10 protein-coding genes are annotated in these 14,402 nt (G+C 76.0%); 6 read left to right on the forward strand and 4 right to left on the reverse strand.

Annotated elements, in window-relative coordinates:
• Positions 1-2,835: a helix-turn-helix transcriptional regulator gene (locus BLW86_RS03065; RefSeq protein WP_177181537.1), complete on the reverse strand. Its 2,835-nt coding sequence runs from the start codon at positions 2,833-2,835 to the stop codon at positions 1-3.
• 178 nt (positions 2,836-3,013) lie between these two features.
• Here BLW86_RS03065 and BLW86_RS03070 point away from each other — a divergent pair, with 178 nt between their 5' ends.
• The 6 genes from BLW86_RS03070 (at position 3,014) to BLW86_RS03095 (ending at position 13,015) form a co-directional block, all read left to right on the forward strand.
• Entirely contained in the window at positions 3,014-4,639 is a 1,626-nt protein-coding gene (locus BLW86_RS03070) for a cytochrome P450 (RefSeq protein WP_093878468.1), read from the forward strand.
• A gap of 56 nt (positions 4,640-4,695) precedes the next feature.
• Complete coding sequence (gene lanKC, locus BLW86_RS03075; protein ID WP_093872568.1) at positions 4,696-7,302, forward strand: class III lanthionine synthetase LanKC; 2,607 nt, start codon at positions 4,696-4,698, stop codon at positions 7,300-7,302.
• Between the two features lie 217 nt (positions 7,303-7,519).
• Positions 7,520-9,298 carry an ABC transporter ATP-binding protein gene (locus BLW86_RS03080; RefSeq protein WP_256341181.1) on the forward strand — a complete coding sequence of 593 codons (1,779 nt, stop codon included), beginning with the start codon at positions 7,520-7,522 and terminating at the stop codon, positions 9,296-9,298.
• Between the two features lie 21 nt (positions 9,299-9,319).
• The gene (locus tag BLW86_RS03085; RefSeq protein ID WP_093872569.1) at positions 9,320-10,531 is read left to right on the forward strand and encodes a cytochrome P450; all 1,212 of its coding nucleotides are present in this window, start codon (positions 9,320-9,322) and stop codon (positions 10,529-10,531) included.
• Between the two features lie 10 nt (positions 10,532-10,541).
• A complete protein-coding gene (locus tag BLW86_RS03090) occupies positions 10,542-11,555 on the forward strand; it encodes a radical SAM protein (protein ID WP_093872570.1) in 1,014 nt (337 codons plus the stop codon).
• 98 nt (positions 11,556-11,653) lie between these two features.
• Positions 11,654-13,015: a carboxyl transferase domain-containing protein gene (locus tag BLW86_RS03095; RefSeq protein ID WP_093872571.1), complete on the forward strand. Its 1,362-nt coding sequence runs from the start codon at positions 11,654-11,656 to the stop codon at positions 13,013-13,015.
• 36 nt (positions 13,016-13,051) lie between these two features.
• Here the strand turns inward: BLW86_RS03095 and BLW86_RS03100 are convergent, their stop codons facing one another.
• The 3 genes from BLW86_RS03100 to BLW86_RS03110 all read right to left on the reverse strand — a co-directional run bounded on the left by BLW86_RS03100 (position 13,052) and on the right by BLW86_RS03110 (position 14,314).
• Positions 13,052-13,375, reverse strand: a complete 324-nt coding sequence (locus tag BLW86_RS03100; protein WP_093872572.1) for a plasmid stabilization protein — start codon at positions 13,373-13,375, stop codon at positions 13,052-13,054.
• Positions 13,376-13,440: 65 nt separating this feature from the next.
• Positions 13,441-13,902, reverse strand: a complete 462-nt coding sequence (locus BLW86_RS03105) for an ATP-binding protein (RefSeq protein WP_093872573.1) — start codon at positions 13,900-13,902, stop codon at positions 13,441-13,443.
• On the reverse strand, positions 13,895-14,314 hold the full coding sequence (locus BLW86_RS03110; protein ID WP_093872574.1) for an STAS domain-containing protein: 420 nt from the start codon (positions 14,312-14,314) through the stop codon (positions 13,895-13,897). Before BLW86_RS03110 ends, BLW86_RS03105 begins: the two co-directional genes overlap by 8 nt.
• Positions 14,315-14,402: the final 88 nt, after the last annotated feature.

The following is a 14,402-nucleotide window of genomic DNA, read 5'->3' on the forward strand; positions in this document are numbered from 1 at the left end:
TCAGGCGAGGAGGACGTCCGCCAGGTCCGCCCGGCCGCTGACGCCGAGCTTGCGGTAGATCCTGCCGAGGTGGTTCTCCACGGTCCGCACGGACAGGACGTACGTCTCGGCGATCTCCCGGCTCGTGCGGCCGCGCGCGGCCATCAGCGCGATGTCCCGCTCCCGGGCGCTGAGCGGCACCGCCGCCGCGGCCCCGGCGAGCGCCGGGGTGGCCGCCTCCTGGCACCGGCCGCGCAGCGCGAGGGCCCGGGCGGCGGCCCGCGCGGCGCTCGCCGCGCGGTCCCGGCGCCGCCACGCCCCGGCCGCCTCCCCCAACGCCTCGGCCGCGTACAGGTGCAGGCCGAGCGCGCCCATCCGCTCGGCGACGGCCTCCAGGGCCGCCGGATCGGGCCCGTCCGCCGGGGCCACCGCCGCCGCGTGGGCGGCCCGGACCTCCGCGAGCGAGCCCTGGACGAGCGCGGTCGCCGCCGCCAGTTCCGCCGCGACGGCGCCGGCTCCCGCGCGGGAGCCCTGCGGCCCCCAGCGCAGGACGTCGTGGAACAGCGCCGTGGCGACGGTCGCCTCGCCACGGGCGAGCGCCGCACGGGCGGCACCGAGCATCAGCTCCCGCGCGGGACCGTCCGCTCCCCGCAACAGCCGGACCCAGCCGTGGGCGCGGAGCGTGTCGACCTGACAGAGCGGGCTGTACGGCGGGGGGACCGGCGCCGGCACGTCCGTGTCGGGCGCGTGGGCGGGCATCGGCGCCTCCGCGTCGGGCGCGTGGGGAGACGCCGGCGCCTGGGGAGACGCCGGCGCCTGGGCCGGCGTCAGCGCGGCCCCCTCCGGCGCCTGGGCCGGCGTCAGTGCCTCCGCCTCCGGGGCGATGCGGCCCGTCTGGGCCGCGGCGAGGACCAGGCCCGCGAGGGCGCGCTGTTCGGCGAAGGGCTGTCCGCAGAGGCGGGCGAGGGCGCGGGCCTCACGGAAGTGGGCCAGGGCGTCGGTGACAAGGCCGCGTTCGAGGGCGATGCGGCCGCGGACCCAGGCGAACCAGACGGTGAGCGCCGGAACCGCGTCCCGCATCGCCTCCTGTCCTTCGAGGGCGGTGCGTTCCGCCTCGTCGAGGCGGCCCGACTCCAGGAGGGCGGCCGCCACGAGGTACAGGCTGCGGGCCGGGTAGTAGGCGGTCCAGCGGTCGGCGAGCCCGCTCTGGACGGCGTAGGCGTGCCGACCGGTCCGTACGGCCTCGTCGACGCGCCCGGCGGCGAGCCGCACCCGCAGGTGCGCCTGCAACAGCAGCACGTCCGCCTGGGTCCACGCGCCGCCGCCGTCGCCGCCGGGTTTCGGGTCGGCGCCCTCGGCCAGGGCCAGGACGGCGGCCGCCTCGTCGTTGCGGCCGACGGCGCTCAGCAGGGTGGCCCGGCAGGCCGTGAGCACGGGCCGGGTCCCGATCCGGCCTGCGGCCCGGTCCAGCACCCCGAACGCGGCGAGGGCGTCGCCGAGGCCGTACAGGTGGTGCTGGGAGAGCGCCGCGGCGGCGGACTCGACCTCGCCCGGTGTGCGGGCCTCGTCGAAGGCTCGTTCCAGGACCGGGATGCTCTCGGTGAACTCGCCGCGCTGGCCGAGCCCTTCGCCGAGCAGCAGCCCGGCCACGACGTGGGGGCCCTGCGTCAGGGCGGCCCGGGCGAGGCGGCACATGGTGTCGACGTCGCCGTCGTCCAGGGCGTGCCCGGCCGCGCGGACGAGCAGTTCGGGGTCGGCCGTGCCGGTGGCGTCGAGCTCCCAGCGGGCGAGGGAGAGCGCGTCGCCGTGCCGCCTCGCCCCGTACTCCCTTACACGTCCGGCCTGTTCGAGCAGGAGGGCACGGGCGAGGAGGCGGGGGGTGCCCCGGCGGAGGAGCAGGGCGTGCCAGGGGTGGGCCAGCTGGACCCGGCCGCGCCGGTCGTCCTCGGTGACGACGACGAGGTGCTCCTCCTCCAGCGCGGCGAGGGCCTCGGGCGTCACCCGCGCCAGGGCGTCGGCGAGCCCGAGCGGGCCGCACAGGGCGAGCAGCCGCAGCAGGGCCCGCCGGTCCTCCGGGAGCCCGCGGAAGCGCCCTTCGGCGGGCGCGTCGAGCAGGGTGTCGTCCAGCGGTCCGGTGAGGCACCACACGTCGTCCACGGGCCGCAGGGTGCCTTCCCGGACGGCGGCGCGCAGGATCTCCCGGGTCCACAGGGCGTTGCCCCGCCCCGCCTCCCACAGGGCCCGTACGGCGGGGGCGGTGACGGGCGCGCCGAGCGTGTCGGCGAGGAGGCGTGCGGTGGTGGCCCGGTCGAAGGGGCCGACGCGGAGGTGTTCCACGGCGTCCTGGTGCCAGAGCGCGCGCAGCGCCTCGGGCCAGTCGGCGCCCTGGGGCAGGGTGGCGACCAGGAAGAAGCCGGGTGCCGGTGCGGTGGCCGCGTCGGTGGCGAGCGCGGAGAGCAGGGTGAGGGAGGAACCGTCCAGGTGGTGGATGTCGTCCACCAGGAGCAGGGTGCGGGGCCGGCCTGCCGGGACGGCGAGCAGGTGCCGTAACTCCTGCAAGTGGCGGCCGAGTTCGTCGGGGAGCGCGGGGCCGGTGAGGTGGGGGGCGAAGGCCGCGAGGGGGACGTGCGAGGCGGCCTCGCTCACCGGGAGCCGCACGGTCCGGTGGTGCGCGGCGACCTCGTCGGCGAACTCGACGGCGAGCCTGCTCTTCCCGACGCCGCCCTCCCCCGTGATGACGACGCCCCGGCAGCCTGATCCGCGCAGCCCGCCGCGCAGGCGCTCGAGTTCGGCGTGGCGCCCGGTGAAGGGCAGGGGCCGCCCGGTGAAGGGCAGGGGTCTTCCGTCATCCGTCACCGGCGTCCCCATCCCCTTCTCCGCCCTTGCGTCGCTTGTCCGTTGAGTAGGTGTCCGCCGGGGTTTGAGTAGGTGTCCACTCTGTCGCCGTTCCCCCCGGCGGCGGAGGCTATGCGACAGGCGGGCACCACGGCCGAAAGCCCGCCGGTCGTCGGAAGTGCTTCGGGGGGAGTGCGACATGAGCGCCGTGCCGGCGTCGGGGGGATCCGGGGAGCTCGTGCTCCTCGGCGAAGGGTGTACGGGGACGCGTGCGGCCGGTCTGGGATCGCTCGCGGTACGAGGCGATCTGCGGGTCCGGACGCTCGCCCCGCCCACGGGGGGCGGGGAGGGCGGCTGGACCGCGCGGCTCGCCGGCTTCCTGGGGGCGCCGGACAGTCCGGACCGGATGGTCCTCGTGGCGGAGGGCCGGGCCTGCGGCGCGGTGTTCGAGCTGGCGGACCGGCATCCGGAGCGGGTCGTCGCCGTGGTGGCGATCGCGCCGGAGCCTCCGGCGGCGGACGTCCCGCCTCCCGGCCTCGCCTGCCCGGTCCTGGTGCTGCCGGGCCCGGACGACGGGTCCGGCCCGGCCGTCGAGCGGTTCCTCACGGAGCTGCGTACGGGACCGGCCGAGGAGGAGTGTCCCGTACGGAACCGGGCGCTCTCCCCGGCGGACCTGCACGAGCCCTCGGTCATGCGCCGCTTCGCGGCGGCCGGGCCGGTCCACCGGCTCGCCTCGCCCGGCTCCGTACCGACCTGGGTCGTCACGGGGCACGAGGCGGCGCGGGCGGTCCTGGCGGATCCGGGACTCCGGGGGGACACCGCGACGACGGCCGGATACCGGCCGCAGCCGGCCGAGTGGGCGTCCGTCCACCCGGGCGACGCCGACACCGTCACGGTCGACGCCGGGGAGCACGGCCGACTGCGCGGACTCGTCGAGCGGCACCTCACCGAGGAGTGGGTCGACTCGCTCCTGCCCCGGCTGCGCCGGGTCGCCGACGGACTCCTGGACGCGCTGCCCCGGGACCGGGAGGTCGATCTGGTGGCCGCGTTCGCGGTCCCGCTGCCCGTGGCCGCGCTGTGCGTGCTCCTGGGCGTGCCGGAACCGGACCGGCCGTATCTCTCCGACTGGCTCGTCCGGCGGGTCCCGACGCCGCCGCCCGCCGCGCACGAGGACGTCGACGCCTATCTGGGCGGTCTCGTCGCGGAGCGGCGCAGGCGGCCCGCCGACGACCTCCTCGGCCGGATGTGCGCCGCCGGGGGCGGCGCGGTCCGCGACGAGGAGGTGGTCGCGGCGGCCCGGCTGCTCCTGGTGTCGGGGGCCCGACCGACGACGACGCTCCTCGGGAACGGCGTCGCCGCGCTCCTCGCCCACCGCGACCAGTGGCGGCTGCTCACCGGGGAGCCGGACGCGGTCGCCGGGGCGGCCACCGAGGAACTGCTGCGTCATGTCACGCCGTATCCGGTGGGGTTCGCGCGGCGCGCCGTCGCACCGGTCGACGTGGCCGGTGTCCGGATCCCGGCGGGGCACCACGTCCTGGCCTCCCTGACTGCCGCCAACCACGACCCGGCCGCGAATCCGGAAGGACCGGGCGGTCCCGACCTGGGGCGCGCCCCGTGCCCCCACGCCTCCTTCGGCCACGGGCGGCACGCGTGCCTCGGCGCCGGTTTCGCCCGGGCGGTGGTCCGCACGGCGCTCGGCACCCTGGCCCGCCGGTTCCCCGGCCTGGACCTGGCCCCCGGCGTACGGGAGCTGCACTACCGCAGGAGCCGGGTGCGGTACCTGCTGGCGCTGCCGGTCCTCCTCGGACCCGAGCACCGCGCGTAGCACCCCTCCGCCGCCACGCCCTCTTCCCTTCACCTTCTCGCACGGGAGACGTCCGCATGGAAGCCACCACGATTCCGGAGCTGATGGCCTACTGTCAGGCCGATCCGGCCTTCTTCGAACCGCCGTGGCACATGCGGGACGAGGACAGTCTGTTCGCGGCCGGAAGACGGCCCTGCCCGCCCGGCTGGCGTCGCCGCGCCAACGGTCTGTGGACGGTCTTCGAGCCGGAGGACGGGCGGCTGCCCGAGCAGGGCTGGAAGATCCACGTGTCCGCCACGGCCGCCGACGCGGACGCCGTGTGCGACCTCGTCTCCGCGTTCTGTCTCGCCCGGGACGTCACCTTCAAGTTCCTCCGCAGCGGGGCCGCACTGCGCCTCCTGAACAGCAAGTACGCCGACCGGGGCGGCAGTGGCAAGCTCCTCACCCTGTACCCGGCGGACGACAGCGTCCTCGGCGAGCTGCTGCCGGAGCTCGCGGCGCTCCTGAAGGGCTTCACCGGCCCGTACGTCCTCAGCGACGTCCGGTACGAGGACTCCCCCGTGTACGTCCGGTACGGCGCGTTCGTACCGCTGACGTACACGGCGCCCGGCGGCGAGCTCGTCTACGCCGTGCGGGCGCCGGACGGGTCGCTGGTGCCGGACCGGCGCGACCCGGTCTTCACGGTCCCGGAGTGGGTGACGGTCCCGGAGGTGCTGCGGGAGTCGGTCGAGCGCCGCACGGCGGGCGGGGAGGAGTTCCCGTACCTGATCGAGAAGTCGCTGCACTTCTCCAACGGCGGCGGTGTCTACCTGGCCCGGCCCCGGGACGGGGGCGGCTACGTCGTCCTCGTGGAGGCCCGGCCGCACGCGGGCCTCGACCGCGACGGCGCCGACGCCGTCGCCCGGCTGACCCGGCAGCGGGAGGTCCTGGAGCGGCTCGACGGCCTCGACTGCGTGCCCCGGGTCCTCGACCACCTGGTCGTATGGGAGCACCACTTCCTCGTCGAGGAGTACGTGGAGGGCGAGACGCTCCTGGAGGAGGTGTTCGCCCGCTATCCGCTGGGGAGCCCCGAGCCCTCGGCCGAGTGGCTCGCCGAGTACACCGAGTGGGCGACCGGCGTCCTGGCGAAGGTGGACCGGGCGCTGATGGCCGTCCACGCGCGCGGGGTGCGCTTCGCCGACCTGCATCCGGCGAACGTCATCCTGCGGCCCGACGGGCGGGTGGCCCTGATCGACTTCGAGATCGCCGGCGACCTCGACGACCCGAAGCCGCCGGCGCTCGCCGCGCCCGGTTTCACCGCGCCCGAGGGGATGTCCGGGCGGGAGGCCGACGCGTACGCCCTGAACTGCCTGCGGCAGTGGATGTTCCTCCCCATCAACCCGCTCCAGGAGCGCGACCCCGTCAAGTACGCCACCCTCACCGACGTCATCACCGCGCACTTCCCGGTGCCCGAGGGCTTCGGCGCCCGCCTCGTCCGCAAGCTGGGCGAGGGCCGTGAGCCCTTCGGCGAGGACACCGCGGCCCGGCTGTTCGCCGGGGCGCCGGAGGCCTGGCCCGCCGTGCGGGACGCCCTGGTAGCCGGCATCCGCGCGAGCGCGTCCCCGGGCCGTACGGACCGCCTCTTCCCCGGCGACCCCCAGCAGTTCGGCACGGGCGGCCTCTCCGTCGCCTCCGGAGCCGCCGGGGTGCTGTGGGCACTGCGCCAGGCGGGCGTCGCCGTACCGGAGGAGTACGGGGAGTGGCTGACGGCGGCCGTGCGACGGGTGAGGGAACCGCGTCCCGGTCTGATGGACGGGCTGCACGGCGTGGCGGCGACGCTCGACGCGCTCGGGCGCCACGACGAGGCCCTGGAGGTGCTCGACCGGGCCCGCGCGCTCCACGCCGGTCTGCGGGCGCCCGGACTGCACTCGGGTCTGGCGGGCGCCGGTCTGGGCCTGCTCGGCTTCGCCTCGCTCACCGGCGACGGGGAACTGCGCGCGGAGGCCCTCGGCATCGGCGAGACGCTCGCCGCGGAGCTGGGGCGCGAGGGCTCCCCGATGTTCCCGGCACAGGGGCGGGTGGGGCTCGAACACGGGCTGACGGGAGTGGCGTACTTCTTCCTGCGGCTCCACGAGCTCACCGGCGACCCGCGCCACCTCGACCTGGCGCGGACGGCGCTGCGCCGCGAGACGGACCGGGGGCAGTTCCTCCCCGACGGGGGCTTCCGGCTCCTGTACGGCAACCGGCACCTGGCCTACCTGGGGCCCGGCAGCGGCGGTCTCGCGCTGGTCCTCGCCCGGTACCTCGCGCGCCTCGGTGACGCCCCGGACCCCGATGCCGCCGAGTTCGCGCGGGTCGTCGCCGGGGTGCGGCACGCCTGCCGGGCGCCGTTCGTCCGCCATCCGGCGCTGTTCATGGGGCGGGCCGGCATCATCGCCACCCTCGGTCTTCTCGACGTGCCCGAGGACAGGCCGCACGTGCGCGAGCACGTCCGGCGGCTGTCCTGGCACGCCGTCTCCCACGAAGGCCACCCGGCCTTCCCCGGCAACCAGCTCCTGCGCCTGTCCATGGACCTGGACAGCGGTTCCGCGGGTGTGCTCGTTGCCCTCGGCGTCGCGTTCGAACGGAACGCGTCGATCGTCCCCTTCCTCGATCTGCGGGCGCCCGCGACCGGGGAGCCGCTTCCGGAACACGGAGGGAGGTGAACAGAGATGGCCTGCGTTCTCCAGCTGCAGTCGCTCGGCGAGGCCGAGTCCGCGCACCCGTGCAACAGCTGGGTGACCTCCTACAAGGGCACCTGCTGACGGGCCTGGTGCCGGGGCCGCCCCCACGGCGGCCCCGGCGCCGACAACCCCACGGCGGCCCCGGCGCCGACGAGCCCCCGCCGGGCACCGGCGTCCCCGACCCGCTTCGAGGAATCCCGTGAAGACTCCGCCCCACCACCCCGACGTGCCGCCCGAGCGGCCCACGGCCTCCGTCCGGCGCGTCCTGCTCGACCACATCCGCCCCTCCCGGCCGGCGCTCGTCCTCGGCGGTCTGCTGAGCCTGGTGACCGCCGCGTCCGGTCTGACGATCCCGCTCGTGGCCGAACGGCTCATCGACGGCCTGACCCACGACCGGCCCCTCGACGGCGTGCTGTTCGCGATGGGGGTCCTCGTCGCCGTCACCGCGCTCGCTGGCCCGGTCGCACAGTACGTGCTGCGCCGGGCCGCCGAGACGGTCGTCCTCACCGCGCGGCGGCGGCTCTCCTCGCACCTCCTGCGGCTGCGGATCGGCGAGTTCGACCGGGCCGAGCCCGGCGACCTGATCGCCCGGGTCACCTCCGACACCGCTCTCCTTCGGCAGGTCACCACCGACGCGCTCGTCGGCACCGCCACCGGGGCGCTCACCCTCGTCGTGACCACGGCGCTGATGTGCCTGCTCGACCCGGTGCTCACCGGCGTCACGCTCGGCGTGCTGCTCCTCGCCGGCTGGGTGGTCCGCACGGTCATGGTGCGGGTCAACGAGGCCGGGACCGCCGCCCAGGAGTCGGTGGGCCTGGTCGGGGCGGCCCTGGAGCGGGCGCTCGGCGCGCTGCGCACCGTGAAGGCCTCCGGCGCGGAGGACCGGGCCGAGGCCGCCGTCCACGAGGCGGCCGAGTCGTCCTGGCGGGCCGGGGTGCGGGCGGCGAAGTGGCTCGCGCTCGCCGGGAACACCGCCGAACTCGCCGTGCAGACCGCCTTCTTCACCGTCCTCGCGATCGGCGGCAGCCGGGTCGCCTCCGGTGCCCTGGACGTCGGCCGGCTCATCGCCTTCCTGATGTACGTGTTCTACCTGGTGCCCGCCGTGCAGCAACTCGTCGGCGGCGTCAGCCAGTACCACCTGGGGGCGGCCGCGGTGAACCGCATCCGGGAGACGGAGTCCCTGCGCGCCGAACCGACGGGCCGGGAAGCGGAGCCGGAGCCCGCCGGCTCCCCCGTACCGGCCTCCCTGGAGTTCCGGGACGTGCACTTCCGCTACGGTCCCGAACTGCCGCCCGTGCACCGGGGGGTGAGCTTCTCCGTGCCGTCCCGGGGCACCACGGCCTTCGTCGGACCGTCCGGTGCGGGCAAGACCACCCTCTTCTCGCTCCTGGAGCGCTTCTACGAGGCCTCGGCCGGCAGCATCCTCCTCGACGGGCGCCGCCTGGACAGCTGGGACCTGCGGGAACTGCGCTCCCTCATCGGTTACGTGGAGCAGGACGCGCCCGTCGTGTCCGGTTCCCTGCGGGACAACCTGCTGCTCGGGCGGCCCGGCGCGAGCGGCCCCGAGCTCGACCGGGTCCTGCGCACGGCCCGCCTCGACGAGCTGGTGGAGCGCCTGCCGGAAGGCCTCGACACACTGGTGGGGCACCGCGGCACCCGGCTCTCCGGCGGCCAGCGACAGCGGGTGGCCATCGCCCGCGCACTCCTTCGCCGCCCCCGGCTGCTGCTCCTGGACGAGGCGACGTCCCAGCTGGACGCGGTGAACGAGGCCGCGCTGCGGGACACCGTCGCCGACGTCTCGCGGACGACGACCGTCCTGATCGTGGCGCACCGGCTGTCCACGGTCGCGATGGCGGACCGGATCGTCGTGCTCGACGGAGGTGTCGTGCGGGCCGTCGGCACCCACGCCGAACTCCTCGCCGGTGACCCCCTCTACGCCGAACTGGCCGCGACCCAGTTCCTCGAACCCACCGCCTGAACCTCGAAGGAGATCCGCCCGATGGAATGCCCGTACGCCGGATCCGTCCAACTGCCCGTGATCGGGGCGGAGATGCTCAGGGACCACGCGGCCCTGACACGGCTGCGCGAGAGCGGCACGGTGGAGGTCAGCCTCGGCGGCCGCGAGGACGGTCTGATGGTCACCCGGTACGAGGTGGCCGCCGCCGTCCTGGTCGAGCCGGCCCTGCGCGGCGAGCACCCGCTGGCCGTGTCCATGCGCACCGGCGCGGAAGAAGAGGCCTGCGACGAGGAGCAGTTGTTCTTCCTGCCGACCGAGGAGCACCTCAGGCTGCGCCGCACGGTCTCCCGTCAGCTGACCCACCGCCGGGTCGCCGGACTGGTCCCGCGCGTCCAGCGGGAGGCCGATCTGCTGCTCGCGGCCGTGCCGCCGGGCAAGGCCGTCGATCTGGTGCGGGTGTTCTCCCGGCCGTTCCCGGTCGCGGTGCTCTGCGAACTCCTGGGCATCCCCCGGGAGGAGCGGGGATACGTCCGCGACTACCTGTACGGCTGGGTCGCGGAGTACGGCGGGGCGAGCACCGTCACGGAGAGCGCGGGCCACGCGCTGTCCCGGTATCTGAAGGAGCTGATCGGGGAACGGGCGGAGTCGCCCGGGGACGACCTGATCAGCGCGATGCTCCGGCAGGGCGGCGAGGCCGCCGATCTCCTTCGGGAGGACGCCCTCGCCGCCGTCCGGTTCGTCCTCGTCGCGGGCCACCGCCCGGTGACCCGGCTGATCACCGACGGTCTGGAGCTGCTGCTTCGGCAGCGGGAGCACTGGGAGCGGCTCAGGGCCGAGCCCGGCCGGCTCGACGCCACCGTGGAGGAGCTGCTGCGCCACGTCACCCCGACGACGCTCGCGTCCCGGTACGCGGGGGCGCCGACCGAGGTGGACGGCGCGGCGCTGGCCGACGGTGGCGGGGTGCACTGCGCGCTCGCGGCCGTCAACCGGGATCCGGAGCGCTTCGAGGACCCGGACCGCTTCGACCCCGACCGGACGCCCCACACCCACCTGGCCTTCGGGCTCGGGCACAAGCACTGCCTGGGCTCGGCGCTCGCCCGCGCCGAACTCCGGGTCGCCTTCGGCACCCTGCTCGCCCGCTTCCCGCACCTCGCCCTCGCCGATCCGGCCCCGGGCGCCGAGGAGGAGCCGGAGCGGCGGCGCCTCTGGGTGGTCCTCGACCCGGACGGCGACCACGACCCCGTGCCGCACTGAAGGAGCCGACGTGGAGATCCCCGACCACCCGCTGGAAGTCCTGTGGGACATCACGTACGCCTGTCCCCTGCGGTGCACGCACTGCTACTCGGAGTCCGGGCGGCGCCCGGCGCGCCGGCTCTCCGGTGCGGACATGCTGCGGGCCGCCGACGCGATCCTGGCCCTCGGGACGGGGGCCGTCTGTCTGGCCGGGGGTGAACCGCTGCTCGTGCCGGAGCTGTTCGCGGTCGCGGAGCGGTTCACGGCCGCCGGGGTCCCGGTGTCCCTGTTCACCAGCGGCTGGACGCTCGACCGGGCGTCGGCCGAGGCGGCCGCCGGCGCCTTCTCGGCGGTGAGCGTGAGTCTCGACGGGGCCACGGCGGAGGTCCACGACCGGATCCGCGGCCGGCGCGGCTCCTTCGACCGCGCGGTGGCCGCCCTCGGGCTGCTGACCGAGGGCGGCGGTGCCACCGTCGGCGTCGACTACGTGGTCATGCGGAGCAACGCCCATCAGGTCGAGGAGTTCCTGACGACCGTCGCACCCCGGTTCCCGGGCCTCGGGCAGGTGTCGTTCGGGGCGGTCGTCCCCGAGGGGCTCGCCAGCCGGGCGGGTTTCGCGGAGCACGAGCTGCTCGACGATGCGCGGGTACGGCTCCTGGGCAGCCCCGCGTACGGACGGCGGCTCCAGGACCTCGCGTCGCCGGGCGTCCGGGTGACGAGCACCGACAACCTGGCCCTGCAGATGCACCCGGACCTGATCAGGGCGGGCAGGTGCCTGCCCGTGCTCCAGATCGAACCGGACGGCGCGGTGCGGGCGATGGCGGCCTACGAGGGAACCGTCGGGAACGTCCTGACGGACGACCCGGCGGAGCTGTGGCGGCGGGCCGTCGCCCGCTGGCACGACCCGTTCGTACGGGAGACCCTGGCACCGGTGCGCACCATGCGGGAGTGGGCGGAGGCCACGCGGGCGATCGACCTCCGCTTCGGCACGGAGGCGGACCGGCGGCGGATCGCCCGCCGTCCGGCGTTCGTCCCGGGCGGCTGACGGGTACCGGGCGGTACGGTGGAGGGGCAGCACCGCCCCGTGGGCACCCGAGCACCGCACCATCCCGTCCGTACACTCCGGCGACGAGCGGCGAGGCCATGAGCGACCCGACGACGGCACGCGAGGCGATCGCCCTCGTCACCGACGACTTCAGCGAACTCCCCTTCGCGGAAGGCCCTCTGACCGGTGACGGGCCGATCGGCTGGCCCGGCTACTCCGCCGCGCACGCCCGCGCCGCCGACCGCACCGGCGAGACCGAGTCGGTGGTCTGCGGCACGGGCACGGTGGGCGGGGTGACGGCGGTGCTGATCTCCTTCGAGTTCCGGTTCCTCGGCGGGTCCCTCGGGGAGCGGACGGGTGCGCGGGCCGCCGCCGCCCACGCCCTGGCCCGGGCACGACGGCTGCCCGTGGTCGTCCTCCCGGCCACCGGCGGCAGCCGGATGCACGAGGGCATGCGCGCCCTCCTGCAACTCCAGTTCCTGGCCCGCGAGTGGGAGGCCACCCGGGCCGCGGGGCTGCCGCAGATCGCGGTCCTGCGGGATCCGACCACGGGCGGCGGCTGGGCCACGCTCGGCGCCGGCTCCGACGTCGTGCTCGCCCTGCCCGGCGCGCAGGTCGGCTTCGCGGGCTCCCGCGTGCGGCCGCCGGGCGCGGACCCGGCCGCGTACACCGCCGAGGCGCAGCTCGCCCACGGTCACCTCGACGCGATCGTGCCGCCCGCGGCGCTGCGCGAGACCCTCGGGCGCTGGCTGTCGCTGCTCGTCCGTCCCGCCGAGGGCCCGGTCCCGCCGCCGTACGCGCTCGGCGATCCGGGTGTGCCGCCCGCCGCGAGCGGCCGGGAGGCGGTGGCACGCGCCCGGCATCCGGACCGGCCCCGGGCCGCCGCGTACCTCGACGCCCACTTCACCCTGCGCGAGGAGATCTCCGGCGACCGCTGCGGGGGTGTCGACCCGGGCGTGCGGTGCGGCTTCGGACGGCTCCCCGACGGTCGCACCGTCGCCTACGCGGCCCAGTGCGGCACCGCGACCCGTCCGGCCGGCTTCCGCACGGCGGCCCGCCTCGTGCGGCTGGCCGACCGCCTCGGCATCCCGGTCCTCACCCTCGTGGACACCCCGGGCGCCGCCAACGACCCGGCGGCGGAGCGCGCGGGCGCGGGGACGGCGATCGCCGACCTGTTCGCCGCCGTCGCCTCCGCCCGCACCCCGCTCACCTCGCTGCTCATCGGCGAGGGGGGCTCCGGCGGCGCCCTGGCGCTCGCCGCGCCGGACAACACCTGGGCCACGCCGGACGGTTACTTCTCCGTCATCGCGCCCGAGGCCGCCGCCGCCATCCTCAAACGGGCTCCCGAGGAGGCCGCGGCCACCGCCGACCAGCTGCGGCTGCGCCCCCGGGACCTCGTGGACCTCGGCGTCGTCCGGGGCGTCGTGGGGCCTGCTCCGGGGCGGCCCCGGGCCCGATGAGCGGCCCGGGGCCCCGGCGGCCGTCCGGGGCTCTCCCTACTCCCCCAGGGCCCGCTTCAGTCCGGCCTTGTCCATCGAGGAGCGGCCGTGGATGTTGCGGCGCTGGGCCTCGGCGTAGAGCTGGTCGTAGGTCGGGCCCTCCGAGCCGCTGTGCGAGCGCTTGCCCCCACGGCGCGAGGAGGACATGTCCTGCGTCGAGCTCTTGCTCGCGGTCTTCGACTCGCCGGACCGCGCCCGCTCCTTGTTCACCGTGCGCGCGGCGATCTCCTCGGCGCGCTCCTTGCTCTCGCCCCGGTCCAGAGCGCTCTCCTTGATGTGCTCGTACTGCCGCTCCCGCTTGGCGTTCGATCCGCGCGGCATGACCCGCTCCTCTCCGTCCGGACACGATGGCCCCCGCGCCCGACGCCTGCCCGGCCCCGCCGGGTCTAATCCGGTTCGTCCCGCTTCCTTCCGGACGTGCGGTCGACCTCCAGCCAGACCACCTTGCCCACGGTTCCCGGCTCCTTGTCCTGGCTGCCCCAGTCGCCGGCGAGCAGGTCCAGGACCATCAGGCCGTGCCCGCCGGGCAGCGCGGGGGACCGGGGCGCCCGCACCCGCGGAGGCTCCGGGCTGCCGTCGTAGACCTCGATGCGCAGCCGCCCCTGCCCGTGTCGCAGGACGAGCTCCTCGGGGCCGCTGGCGTGCAGGCAGGCGTTGGTGACGACCTCCGACACGAGGAGCAGGACGTCCTCGACCCGCTCCCCCGTCTCCTCGCTGTCCGGGGGTATCCACCCCCAGTCGGCCAGGGCCTGCGCCGTGAAGTCCCGGCAGCGCGAGACGACGCCGCGCGTCCCGTGCAGCACCAGCCTGCGGACCTGGTTCGGGGGGCCACCGTCCCCGTCAGCCATGGGTGTCCCCCCCGTCCCGCCTCCCGGCGTCCTCGTCGGCCAGCGCCTCGGCCGCGTCCGCGTACACCCGGAAGACCGTCCGGGCCCCGGTGATGTCGAACATCCGGTCCACCGGCGGGTGGAGCCCGGCGAGGTCCAGGAGCCCGCCCGTCTCCCGCAGGCGCATGCGGGCCCGCAGCAGCTCGTTCAGGCCGGTCGAGTCGCAGAAGGTCAGGCCGGAGCAGTCCACGACGACCCGCCGGGCCCGGGCGCATTCGTCCAGCGCCCGGCGCAGCGGGTCGGCCGTGTCGTGGTCGAGCTCGCCGCCCAGCTCGAGGACGACCACCGCGTCGGGCACCCCGGGTCGCGCCCGGACGACGAACCGGGGGTCGGGGGGCGGCGGCCGCTCCCCCGTACTGTCGTCGGCGTCCATGGACACCGGCCCACCTCCTCGTACCGCTTGGCGAGACCACCTCTTCCCCCCAGTTTCCGGCAGATGGCCTCGATCGACACCCCCTGGG

It is taken from the genome of Streptomyces sp. TLI_105, from assembly GCF_900105415.1.
Taxonomy (GTDB): Bacteria; Actinomycetota; Actinomycetes; order Streptomycetales; family Streptomycetaceae; genus Streptomyces.

What these genes read in the sequence shown, in the direction of transcription:
- BLW86_RS03085 (WP_093872569.1), top strand. Translation starts at nt 9,320, where the DNA reads ATGGAATGCCCGTACGCCGGATCCGTCCAACTGCCCGTGATCGGGGCG.
- BLW86_RS03110 (WP_093872574.1), bottom strand. Translation starts at nt 14,314, where the DNA reads ATGGACGCCGACGACAGTACGGGGGAGCGGCCGCCGCCCCCCGACCCC.
- BLW86_RS03095 (WP_093872571.1), top strand. Translation starts at nt 11,654, where the DNA reads ATGAGCGACCCGACGACGGCACGCGAGGCGATCGCCCTCGTCACCGAC.
- lanKC (WP_093872568.1), top strand. Translation starts at nt 4,696, where the DNA reads ATGGAAGCCACCACGATTCCGGAGCTGATGGCCTACTGTCAGGCCGAT.
- BLW86_RS03070 (WP_093878468.1), top strand. Translation starts at nt 3,014, where the DNA reads ATGAGCGCCGTGCCGGCGTCGGGGGGATCCGGGGAGCTCGTGCTCCTC.
- BLW86_RS03105 (WP_093872573.1), bottom strand. Translation starts at nt 13,902, where the DNA reads ATGGCTGACGGGGACGGTGGCCCCCCGAACCAGGTCCGCAGGCTGGTG.
- BLW86_RS03100 (WP_093872572.1), bottom strand. Translation starts at nt 13,375, where the DNA reads ATGCCGCGCGGATCGAACGCCAAGCGGGAGCGGCAGTACGAGCACATC.